6 protein-coding genes are annotated in these 6581 nt (G+C 71.6%); 5 read left to right on the top strand and 1 reads right to left on the bottom strand.

The window, feature by feature from the left end:
• Window positions 1-139 precede the first annotated feature (139 nt).
• The 3 genes from VGR37_00215 (at window position 140) to VGR37_00205 (ending at window position 3455) form a co-directional block, all read left to right on the top strand.
• Entirely contained in the window at window positions 140-814 is a 675-nt protein-coding gene (locus tag VGR37_00215; protein ID HEV2145817.1) for a hypothetical protein, read from the top strand.
• Between the two features lie 579 nt (window positions 815-1393).
• Window positions 1394-2773: a multicopper oxidase family protein gene (locus VGR37_00210; GenBank protein ID HEV2145816.1), complete on the top strand. Its 1380-nt coding sequence runs from the start codon at window positions 1394-1396 to the stop codon at window positions 2771-2773.
• A gap of 13 nt (window positions 2774-2786) precedes the next feature.
• The gene (locus VGR37_00205; protein HEV2145815.1) at window positions 2787-3455 is read left to right on the top strand and encodes a hypothetical protein; all 669 of its coding nucleotides are present in this window, start codon (window positions 2787-2789) and stop codon (window positions 3453-3455) included.
• A 94-nt stretch (window positions 3456-3549) separates the two neighbouring features.
• Here VGR37_00205 and VGR37_00200 read toward each other — a convergent pair whose 3' ends face one another.
• Complete coding sequence (locus tag VGR37_00200) at window positions 3550-4980, bottom strand: S8 family peptidase (GenBank protein ID HEV2145814.1); 1431 nt, start codon at window positions 4978-4980, stop codon at window positions 3550-3552.
• A gap of 339 nt (window positions 4981-5319) precedes the next feature.
• Here VGR37_00200 and VGR37_00195 point away from each other — a divergent pair, with 339 nt between their 5' ends.
• Together VGR37_00195 and VGR37_00190 are read left to right on the top strand one after the other, a co-directional pair.
• Entirely contained in the window at window positions 5320-5661 is a 342-nt protein-coding gene (locus VGR37_00195; GenBank protein HEV2145813.1) for a PadR family transcriptional regulator, read from the top strand.
• 3 nt (window positions 5662-5664) lie between these two features.
• A partial coding sequence (locus tag VGR37_00190) for an ABC transporter permease (GenBank protein ID HEV2145812.1) occupies window positions 5665-6581 on the top strand: 917 nt, incomplete at its 3' end.

Below are 6581 nucleotides of genomic sequence, written 5' to 3'. Positions count from 1 at the left end.
CGCGCGATCGCGGCGCAGCGGGCCGGGGACTGGGGCACCTACGGCGCGGAGATCGAGCGGCTCGGGGAGGTGCTCCGGGCCATGGACCAGGCGCCCTGAGCCGGACGGGAGCGGCGCGCCATCCAGCCCGGCCGAAACGGTGAAGCGACTCGAACGCCTCGGCGAAGCCACCGCCCCGGACGGCACCGTTCTGACGCTCTACCGGCGTGACGGTGCCTACGCCATCCGCGTGGGGGGCACGGACCTGATGTCCACCCGGCGCTACCACTCGGAGGAGCAGCTCGCCGAGCTGGCCTGCCTCCCCCTGCAGCACAGCCCGGGGGCGCACGTGCTGATCGGCGGGTTGGGCTTCGGCTTCACGCTCAGGGCCGCTCTGCGCGTGCTCCCCCGGGATGCGCGGGTGGTCGTCGCGGAGATCGTCCCCGAGATCGTCGAGTGGAACCGGAACCCGGACTACCCGCTGGCCGGCCCCGCGCTCGCCGACCCGCGGGTGGAGCTCCGGCACGGCGACGTGTACGACGTGCTGCGGGCGAGCCGCGGTGCCTTCGACGCCATCATGCTCGACGTGGACAACGGGGCCGAGGCGCTGACCACCGGGGGGAACGCCAGGCTCTACCGGGGCCGCGGCGTACGGCTCGCGGCGGCGGCGCTCCGTCCCGGCGGGCGGGTCGTGTACTGGTCCGCGTACGAGCACCCCCAATTCGCGGCCGTGCTGCGCGATGCCGGGCTGAGCGTCCAGGTGGTCCGGGTGCGGGCACACCCCACCTCCGGGGCCAGGCATACGCTGTTCGTGGCCCGGGCGCCCACGACGTAGCAGCACCGGCAGCAGCCTTCCGCAGGCTTCCGGGCTGCAAACACCACCGCATCCGACACTTCGGCCGGCGTGGTCCCGTTTTCGGGATGCGCGGGGCCGGTGTGGGACTTCGATGCCCCAAATCCAGGGACGTAAAAGTCCCTCCTCGCCTCCGGCTCCCGCGCAGAACTACTGGCGGTATCCCCCTAAGCATCGTGGACGAAAGCACTTAGCGCGCGCCGTGCCCCGTGGGGGCACGGGGTACCCGATTTGCTTTCCAGCCCGGCCGGCCGCGGCGTAGTCCGCGCTCCTGCAGCCTCCGTGCTGCGCGCCGCCACCCGGGCGCTGCTCCCGAGAAGCATCCGATCCGAACAAGCGGGGCCCCCGCCCTTTCCGGCTCGGGCCCGCCGCATCCCGGCAATCCGGAGAACCCGTTCCCGTTCGGTGGGTGGACGCGGCAAGTGTACCCCTTTCTGCTGGAGGGCTCGCACCATGTCATCGAGTTGTCCGCTGATCGCAGACGCACGTGTCGCTTTCGGTCGAAGCGTCGCGGCGGTCCCACTGCTGATTGCGCTCGCCTCGGCGGCGCCGCTCGGCCAGATGGCCGCGCAGAGCCACCACCGTCCCACCCTCGCGGCGCCCGCCGCACCGGCGGCGCGCGCACCGGGCCCGCCCGTCCTGGTGAACCGCTCCTCGGCGCCCGGGACCGTGGAGGTGTCGCTCATTGCCGCACCGGCTCGCCTCGCACTGCAGCCCGGCACCACGACGGAGGTGTATGCCTACAACGGCCGCGTCCCCGGCCCCACGCTGGAGGTGCGCGAGGGCGACCGGGTGACCGTCCGCTTCAGGAACGACCTCCCCGTGCCCACCACGGTCCACTGGCACGGCCTGCACCTTCCCTTCGAGGCCGACGGCAGTCCCTTCCATCCGGTCGCACCGGGCGAGGAATACGAGTACAGCTTCACCGTGCGTCCCGGCTCCGCGGGGACGTACTGGTACCACCCCCACCCCGACCACCACACCGGCGCCCAGGTCGCCAGGGGCCTCCACGGAGCGGTCATCGTACGTGCCGCGGACGATCCCCTGCCCGCCTCCATCACCGAGAAGCTGCTGATCCTCTCCGACAACCGCATCCTCCCGGACGGCTCCCTGGACCTGCCGGACCCGCACTCCCCGCAGGGCCGGGTGGACTTCGAGAACGGACGGGAAGGCAACCTCCTGCTGGTCAACGGCGAGGTCATGCCGACGCTCACGATCCGCAGCGGGGAGGTGCAGCGCTGGCGGGTGATCAACACGTCGGCCGGCCGCTACTACCGCCTGGCGCTCCCGGGACACACCCTGCTGCACGTGGGGAGCGACGGCGGCCTCTTCGAGAGGCCGGTGGAGGTCGACGAGATCCTGCTGGCCAGCGCCGAGCGCGTCGAGCTGCTGGTGCGCGGCACCGGGCAGCCGGGGAGCCACGCGGTGCTGCAGGCGCTTCCCTACGACCGATACGTCCCGCAGACCCGGCCGAAGGACTGGAACCAGCCGCGCGACCTGCTGACGCTGCGGTACACGAGCGAGCGCCCCACGACTCCCGTGGCGCTGCCGGAGGTGCTGCGCCCGGTCCCGGCCCTGGACACCGCGCAGGCTACGGCCACGCGGGTGATGGTGCTGACCCAGGGGATGATCAACGGCAGGCTGATGGACATGAGCCGCGTGGACGTGAGCGCGCCGCTGGGGGCGACGGAGATCTGGGAGGTCGAGAACCTGGTGGGGCTGGACCACCCGTTCCACCTGCACGGCTTCCAGTTCCAGGTGCTGGACCGCAACGGGGTCCCGGAGCCGTTCCGGAGCTGGAAGGACGTGGTGAACGTCCCCAGGCACCAGACGGTGCGCTTCATCGTGCGGTACGAGAACTACCGGGGGAAGTGGATGTTCCACTGCCACATCCTGGATCACGAGGATCACGGGATGATGGGCGTTCTGGAGGTCAGCTAACCAGGAGACGAAGATGACGCGACGGGTGAGCAGTTCGTTCCGGTTCGGCCGGTGGGCCCCGGCCGTCCTCCTGATCGCCTCGACCGCCGCCTGCGCCGCTCCGGCCCCGGCAACCGCCGGCCGCATGAGCCTGGTGGCGGACCAGGGAGGGCAGGACCAGCAGGTGCTCTTCGGGCGGCACCTGGTCATCCAGCACGGCTGCGGGGACTGCCACGGCGGCTTCGACAATCCGGCGGCGGCGGGATGGCTCTCCGGTGTGCGGAGCGAGCAGCAGATCTTCCAGATCGGCCCGTTCAAGACGTATCCGCGCAACATCACCCCGGACAACGCGACGGGGATCGGCCGGTTCAGCGAGCGTCAGATCTTCAACGCGCTGCGGTATGGTCTCCGCCCGGGCGAGACGCCGGACGTGGAGATCACCTCCGCTACTCCGGGCCAGGGCAACTTCCCCGCGAACCCCAAGTACCTCGCCCCGCCCATGCCCTGGAACGCCTTCCGCCACATGTCCGACCAGGAGCTCCTGGCCATCGCCGCGTACCTCAAGCGGGGTGTGAGGCCGGTGAGCAACCGGGTGCCCGACAGCGAGGGTCCCCCCGACTTCTGGGCCAGCACGTACGCCGAGATGATCGGGACCCATCCCGCACCGGCGTTCCCGACTGCCAACGAGAGGCAGCCGGACTAGAGAGCAGAGAAGCCCCGGCCGCCAGGGCGGCCGGGGCTTCCGAACCGTGCGGCAGCGCCCCGTCAGGGCGCTGCCGCTTCGAGCTTGCAGCGGGTCAGAAGCCGCTGACGTTCAGGCGCCCGCCCGTCACCGTCCTGCCGTCCAGCGACGGCGTCGGAGTCGTGCTGCTCATGAGCGCACCGCGGATCTGCGCGGCCGTCGCGCCGGGGTGCGTGGACGCGTAGAGCGCCGCGCCGCCGGCCACGTGCGGCGTGGCCATCGAAGTGCCGCTGTAGGAGCCGTACGTGTTGTACGGGAGCGTGGAGTACACGCCCGAGCCCGGCGCGCCGAGGTCGACGGTCTTCGCACCGTAGTTGGAGAAGCCGGACTTGGCACCGCTGCTCGTGATGGAGGCCACCGCGATCACGCAGTCGTAGGTGCCGTTCGCCGTGCACTCGTAGTTGGACGGGTAGCTCGCCGAGGTGTCGTTGTTGTCGCCGACGCCGTCAGCGCCGCCGTTCCCCGCCGCCGCGATGAAGAGGATCCCCGCGTTGCCGCCGCGGTTGATCGCGTCGAGCAGCGCCTGGCTGAAGCCGCCGCCGCCCCAGGAGTTGTTCGTCGCGACGATGTTCAGCCCGTGCCGCGTCTTGAGGTCGGTGAAGTAGTCGACGGCCTTGATGGCGTTGGTGGTCGTCCCGCCGTTCCGGCCGAGGAACTTGCCCGAGATCATCGTGACGCTCCAGTTGACGCCGGCCACGCCGAGGCCGTTGCCGCCCAGTGCGCCGATGGTGCCGGCCACGTGGGTGCCGTGCTTGTCGAGCGAGCCGCGCGTTCCGCCGTCGTAGATGGAGTTGTCGCCGTTGGCGAAGTCCCAGCCGCGGGTGTCGTCCACGTAGCCGTTGCCGTCGTTGTCCACGCCGTCGGCCGGGTCGAACGGATTCAGCCAGACGTTCACGGCCAGGTCGGGGTGGTCGAACTGGATCCCCTCGTCGATGACGCCGACGTAGACCGTCTTCGCGCCGATGTGGCCGGCGGCCCACGCCGAGCCGGCCTGGCTGCCGTACTGGTTCGCGGGGCTCGTCAGGCTGCCGTACATCCCCCACAGCGAGCCGTCGACGAAGAACGGGTCGTCCGACACCGCGGTGTGGCGGTAGATCCAGTTCGGCTCCGCGTACTCCACCGCCGGGTTGCCGCGCAGCCGCTCGATCGCGCCCGCGGTGCCGAGCGCCGAGTGCATCACGGTGATCCCCTCGTGGTCGCCGGCGCCGCGCATGGCGCCGGTGACGATCCGCTCGCTCACCCGGGCGCTCGCCGCCTGCAGCGCCGCTTCCCGCGCGCTGGCAGGGGTGCCCGCCCGGAACTTCACGATCACCTCACCCGGCACGAACTCGTGCCCGCCGGCTCTGGACGCGCTCAGCGAGGGCTCCAGCGCCGAATCCGGCGACACGCCGCTCGGGATCTGGTCGGTCGAGCAGGCCGCCAGGGCGACCAGGGACGCGACGACGGCACCACGGCTTGCACCGGTCGCGAGGGTGGAACGACGCATGGTGTACCTCCGAAAGGATGGGGTGGGTCGGTGCCGCGGATCGTTGAGCACCGCCGTGTCCCCATGCATTCGGCCTGCCGCAGCCAGTTGATTGCCAAACCCTTATCACCAAACACCTTACAAAAACACGCCCCGAAACCTCGTGCACCAAAGTTGAGCGATTGGCGAGCTGCTGCACCGACATGGTGCGCCCATGGCGGCTGTTATGCGCGTGGAGAGCGGCTGGCGACGCGGCATCGGAACAGCCGCCGACACAGCCGCCCGGCCCCCGCGAACGCTCTCCTTGACAGCTTAGGGGAGCGGCACGTATTCTCTTCCTAACCAGCATAGGAGAGAGCCATGGCCGACACGGCGGAGCTGCTTCCCGGAACCCTCGACCTCCTGATCCTGAAGGCTGTCTCGCTCGGCAGGCTGCACGGGTACGGCGTGCTGCTGCGCATCGAGCAGATCTCGGGCGGCGCGCTCCAGGTCCAGCAGGGCGCGCTCTACCCCGCGCTGTACCGGCTGGAGCACCGGGGGCTCATCGAGAGCGAGTGGGGCGTCTCCGACAACAATCGGCGGGCGAAGTTCTACCGGCTCACCGCCGCGGGGCGGCGGCGGCTCGGGGAGGAGGCAGCGAGCTGGAACCGCCTGGCGGCGGCGATCGCCCTGGCGCTCGCCGCCACGCCGCAGGAGGGCTGAGCGATGCGTGCCCTGCTCTCCCGGGTGCGCTCCCTCTGGTGGGGGCTCCGCCGGCGCGCCGACGTGGAGGCGGAGATGGAGGAGGAGTTTCGCCTGCACGTGGAGCTGCGGGCGGAGGACCTGGTCCGTTCGGGCATCGCGCCCGCGGAGGCCCTGCGGCGGGCGCGGCTGGAGTTCGGCAGCACGGAGCGCTACAAGGAGGAGGGGCGCGAGTCGCGCGGGCTGCGGCACTTCGACGAGCTCCGGGGCGACCTCCGCTACGCCGCGCGCGCGCTGGGCAGGAGCCGGGGCTTCACGGCGGCGGCGGTCCTCACGCTGGCGCTGGGCGTGGGCGCGAACGCGGCGGTCTTCAGCCTCGTCAGCGCGAGCCTGCTGCGCCCCCTCCCCTTCCCCGAAGCCGAACGGCTCGTGGTGCTGCACCAGACCTACTCCGAGCGGAACCCGGAGGCACCCCCGTTCCGGTGGTGGTCCCCCCCGCAGCTGGGCGCCTTGCGGGCGCGCCTCACCACGCTCTCGCACCTCGCGGCGTACTGGGCCACCGACGCGAACCTCTCGGGCGGCGGCGACGAGCCGGTCCGCATCCGCATGGAGCTCGTCTCGGCGTCCTACTTCCCGGCGCTCGGCGTGCGTCCGCCGCTCGGGCGCGCCTTCCTGCCGCAGGAGGACTCCGTCGCCGGCGCGCATCCGGTGGCGATCCTCAGCCACGAGCTGTGGGAGCGCCGCTTCGGCGCCGATCCGCAGGTCCTCGGACGCGCCCTCCGGCTGAACGGGGTGCCGCTCACGATCGTCGGCGTGGCGCCGCCGCGCTTCCGGGGGCTCACCGGCGAGGCCGAGGTGTGGACCCCGCAGGCGATGGGGCCGGCCGTGCACGCCCCGGACTACCTCGCCTCGGACCAGTACTTCCTCGGCCTCGTCGGCCG

This window comes from Longimicrobiaceae bacterium (assembly GCA_035936415.1).
GTDB lineage: Bacteria > Gemmatimonadota > Gemmatimonadetes > Longimicrobiales > Longimicrobiaceae > JAFAYN01.
Note: the sequence above shows the minus strand (reverse complement) of the source record. Positions and strands in the feature narration are given on the sequence as shown.

Bases quoted from the DNA above. Each gene is read 5' to 3' on its own strand.
- VGR37_00210 (HEV2145816.1), top strand. From the start codon at position 1,394: ATGGCCGCGCAGAGCCACCACCGTCCCACCCTCGCGGCGCCCGCCGCA.
- VGR37_00205 (HEV2145815.1), top strand. From the start codon at position 2,787: ATGACGCGACGGGTGAGCAGTTCGTTCCGGTTCGGCCGGTGGGCCCCG.
- VGR37_00200 (HEV2145814.1), bottom strand. From the start codon at position 4,980: ATGCGTCGTTCCACCCTCGCGACCGGTGCAAGCCGTGGTGCCGTCGTC.
- VGR37_00195 (HEV2145813.1), top strand. From the start codon at position 5,320: ATGGCCGACACGGCGGAGCTGCTTCCCGGAACCCTCGACCTCCTGATC.